The sequence below is a fragment of the Desulfamplus magnetovallimortis genome (assembly GCF_900170035.1).
In the GTDB taxonomy this organism is placed as follows: Bacteria; Desulfobacterota; Desulfobacteria; order Desulfobacterales; family Desulfobacteraceae; genus Desulfamplus; species Desulfamplus magnetovallimortis.
This window is the reverse complement of record NZ_LT828584.1, coordinates 1-4669: the sequence shown is the minus strand read 5'-3', so window position 1 is coordinate 4669 and position 4669 is coordinate 1. Positions and strand designations below refer to the sequence as shown.

Below are 4669 nucleotides of genomic sequence, written 5' to 3'. Positions count from 1 at the left end.
CAATGAAAACGATCCAACGATTAATGGCTTCATCAATTCTGATATCTCAGGAGCTTACAATATTTGGACAGTAGAGAATAATGGGACTTCTATTATTTATGGAAACCAATTAACATTTTTAGAATCTCCGTATAATGTTGGGAGCTTTAGGATAAATAAAAACAATCAGCAGATTGTTTATTCTTATTATATTTCTGGTAAGCGGGTTGCAAATCTTAGAGTGATTGATTTTAATGGAAACTTAATCCAAGAAATCACTAATGTACCAAGTGGCGGTGGCGCTTCAAATCATTTTGATATTTCCCCCGATGGCAATGAAATCATCTTTGGAAAAGGAGTTGAAGATCAAGGCCTTTTCATACAAGAAGCTTGGATTGTTGGCACCGACAATACTAATCTTCGAAAAATTATGAACAGTTATGCAGTTAGAGGCCGAGCTACACATAAAACATCCTTTGGTTGGATTGATGAAAATACAATAGTCTTTTCAAATACAGAAGTGTGGTCAGATGCAGCAGGAAGGCACGAATTTCATATTTTAGATTTAAATACAAATACTTACTCTGCTTGGGCCGGTAATAGTTCAAGTCGTAGTAGGGGTGAAGGCTATGCAGTTTGGAGTCCGGACTATTCAAAAGTAGCTGTAAGGACTATGGCTATTTACACACCGAGCGGAATTGACATACATGATTGGCCTTCTGGAGGGAATAAAAAAACACTTATCCCATTGGGGCAAGGTGCATATGCATGTTATTGGTTAGATAATTCTCATTTAGTGTATTCTCAAGGGGGTGAATTATTTTCTATTAATATTGATAGTTCTGAGATTATAAATCTTACAAATACTTCCAATTCTAATGAGACATACTTCATTGGAAGTGCATTTTCAGGCACCAATGATAGAGATAACGATCAAGTCCCAGATGCAATTGATTCAGATCCTGATGTTCACAACCCTATTCTAATAGATACTGGAGAACAAGTTGATGCTGACTTAGCCAACGCTCTCTATGCTTGTGGAGAACAAGTTGGGTGTGGTTTGTTTTTTACATCTTTTAGCCCCGCGGAGGCTGTTTCATTTGTAGGTACATCACACGATATTTGTCAAGCTACTAATCTGATTACTCAAGGAGAAGCGGATAATGATCCCATAAAAGTAGCTGATGGTATTGCAACAACCATGTTGATTGCGTTTGATTTGAAATTAAATGCAGTAACAGCGGGAATTGCGCCATCGACCACAGCTTTGAAAGACTGTTTAACCTTGGGATATAAACATGTACTTGATCTTCTAGAATCTACAGAAGATTATTTTAAAGAAGATTGGACGAATGGAAAAGGGGGGTCATACCTTCCAGGATTTCCATGTATGACATGGGCATGCATTCAAAAATATCTAATGAAATATGTGATTTTTTCCCCTGTGAGTCCTAAAGTTCAATGTAGTGATGGAAGTTGGGTCGGATTTGATGAATCTGGGGAGCCAGCGGGAGATATGGAAACAGGAATTGCAATACCCCTTTCAAATCATAGAAAGATGATAATTCTATACGGTGATAAAACAAAAGAGTATTCTTTAGATATTGTTTCTGATGGTGCCCAAGAGGGAGACTCATTTGATCTGATGACTTTTTTCCTTGATAGCCAAGCAAAAAAGACCTCTCTTTTTAAAAATGTTCCAGTTGGGGTAAATACCACAGCTAAGATGGAGATAAATTATGCCCCCAATATTTTACTTGAAGTCGATTATCATAGTAATGGAGAGAAAGAGCAAAAAGCTCCGGATAATAAATTCATTGAGTGCATTATAGAGGGCGATCTTGACTTTGATGGAGATGTTGACAGAGATGATGTCAATATTATTTATGAATACAAAAATAAACAAGCAAGTGAGTGTTCTATTTGTGATCTTGACAATGACGGCATGATTACAATACTTGATGCCAGAAAGCTCATTTTGATTAACACTTTTTCTGTCGCATCAAACAAATTACATGTAAACGCATATCAACTTGAAGGGCTATCCTACTGGTTTGATATGTCGATAAATATTTATGGACAACTGGTATTGACGGGGATTGGTAAAAACACTGAAGGCTTAACTTCAAACCTACCCGAGCCCGCTACATTCGACGAGATCTCTGAAATCCTCCACATTCCTGAATTTTATCTTGATAAAGTGTCTTTCTGGGTAAATTTACATCTTGTAAGTACAGATCCAGAAGTTGTTTTTGAAATTGTAGAATTTGGGCTGAACGAAGATTAAATAGGTTATGGCAGGGTCAGAAATGGCTCTGTTATTTTAAGGTGACATAATCTACTCACAAGCAAAAAAGTTAAGACTAAATTTGAGTGTGACTAAAATCAAGCAGGTATCTTTGGGTGTAATTAATTAAACGTGTGCGACACGAAGTCGCGTAAATATTTGTTATGCTTAAAGAAATTTATGACATAACCTAATGTTCTGCCATCAATACCCTACCTGCTGAATAAAGAGCGTGGGGACAAAGGAAGCCTCATCTTCGGATGGTCATCAAACCGTGAGGGGAGATGGCGACTGCGAGCACCGATGCGGTTGGGAGCCAGGGGTGAGTGATATGGCTAACATAATTGAATCACTGATAAAGATCGTCATTACAAACAGGCAAAAGGTGCTGATATGCCTGAACCAAAATGGTGAGCGGCCAGGATCGGGAGCTATGTTTTCTTCCGACGCAGATGTAGCGCCGTCGGTCTAAAGGTGGAGCCTAAGTCACTTGTTAAGATATTTACGCGGAACGTGGTAAGCCCGATTGCCTCCACACATGTGGAAATCTAACCGTAAGGGGAGACCATGGGCAAGCGGGTAAAGGATTCCGGAAAAAGCAAATGTCGTGCTGTAATGGTGCGGATAGGGGTTCAAGATTTGCCCTGACCTGAAAAGGCGCAGACTTCCGGACGGTCTTTCATCACAAGATAATCTGAGAACGATGTAGAAACAGGAATTCGTAGAATGGGAACAGCCATAGAAGCTGTTGGCGCGAGCCTGCGTAAACCGATTGAATGGCACGGCATAAATTGGAATCGTGCACATCGAAACGTACGTCGTCTACAGGTGCGTATTGTGAAGGCTTTTAAGCCAGAAATGGACGGTTAAAAAGTCGGGTCTCACCAAAGACTTTTGAAAGGCTTGAGCCGGATGTGGTGAAAGCCACACGTCCGGTTCTTAGGGGAGTGAGTGAGCCGGTAACGGCTCTATGGGGTGGCAACACCCCCCGCTTACCCGACTGGGACGAGATCCGTCATAGAATTTCATCAAATGTCAAGACACCAATGACCAGAATATCAATGTGGCATTTTATTATTAAGGTGATGTCTGTTTAAAATAGAATTTTGTCCACATTTTTCCATGGAATCACATGAGCATTGCTTCTCATCTGTTCATGGTCTCCCCCGTATATAATAAAAGGATGAGATGCTTTTTCTCCCGCAATCCTGCGATAATAGTCCACTCCTTTGAAATAATCACTGGTCACTGTTTTACCGGATTTGATTTCTATAGGAAGCAACTGTTCTCCATTTTCCACAAGACAGTCAATTTCATTACCATTTTTGTCTCGCCAGAAATAACATCGGTTTTCCTGTCCGGCATTTAGCATCTTCTTAATGATGTTAGACACAATAAAGGACTCAAATAAACCCCCTTTGTTATAGTGCGTCTGAATTTGTTCAACTGAATTGATCCCCAGTAAAAATGCAGCCAGCCCCGTATCATAGAAGTATAATTTGGGCATTTTAACCAAGCGTTTGCTGAAATTAACATGATGGGGTTTTAAAAGAAAAATAATATAGCTTGCCTCAAGTATGGATATCCATGATTTTACAGTTGTATGGGAAATGCCGCATTCATTTCCAAGAGAGGATAAGTTAAGCATTTGCCCTACTCTACCAGCACACATTTTTAATAAAAGCTGGAACTGTCCAAGATCAGATATGTTTTTAATTAATCTGACATCTCTTTCAATATACGTCTGAATATAAGAAGAGTAGAAATCATAGGGCATGATGTTCATTTTATAAACTCTTGGGTAAAAGCCATTAAAAAGATACTCATCAGGATTTTTAAAGTTGCAGAACCCATGAATTTCCTGAAGCGAAAATGGAAGAAGCCTCAGCACTGCGGTACGTCCAGCAAGGGATTGTGAAATTTTTTCAAAAAGAAGAAAATCGTGCGAACCGGTGAGGATATATTGGCCTGGCTCATCATCTAAATCTACCTTTGTCTGGATATATGAAAAAATTTCAGGCACCTTCTGGGCTTCATCAATGACAGCATTTGGATAGGTCTTAAGAAAGCCTCTTGGATCTTGACTTGCAAAAAGTCTAATGTCCGGATCTTCACATGATATGTAAGGTTTTTCAGGAAATGCGTGACGTACCAATGTTGATTTTCCGGATTGTCTTGGGCCAGTCAGAGTAACAACCGGAAATTTGGAAGCCAGTAATTTGATATGTTTTTCAAGTGTTCTTGGTATGTAATTCATGAGAGCCTGTTTTTCAAATCTTGTTTTGATGAGTTGACAACCTACTGAAATACTAATATATTACATATAAATGGACAAATTGCAAATCAAGCTTTAAATTTGTCCATAAAACAAGCATGACCAAGTAGAAAAACCCCTTAGGAACA

General features: G+C 39.1%; 3 protein-coding genes. 2 read left to right on the top strand and 1 reads right to left on the bottom strand.

The genetic code is table 11. The annotated features are described in order from the left end of the window. Both MTBBW1_RS28850 and MTBBW1_RS30505 read left to right on the top strand, forming a co-directional pair. A partial coding sequence (locus tag MTBBW1_RS28850) for a TolB family protein (protein WP_186441751.1) occupies nt 1-2266 on the top strand: 2266 nt, incomplete at its 5' end. Nucleotides 2267-2992: 726 nt separating this feature from the next. Then, nucleotides 2993-3136, top strand: coding sequence for a reverse transcriptase N-terminal domain-containing protein (locus tag MTBBW1_RS30505; protein ID WP_139786936.1), 144 nt, complete (start codon nt 2993-2995; stop codon nt 3134-3136). Between the two features lie 223 nt (nt 3137-3359). On the opposite strand, the gene MTBBW1_RS27040 is transcribed toward MTBBW1_RS30505, so the two are convergent. After that, nucleotides 3360-4523 (bottom strand): ATP-binding protein, encoded by a 1164-nt coding sequence (locus MTBBW1_RS27040; protein ID WP_080810080.1) that lies wholly within the window; start codon nt 4521-4523, stop codon nt 3360-3362. Nucleotides 4524-4669 lie beyond the last annotated feature (146 nt).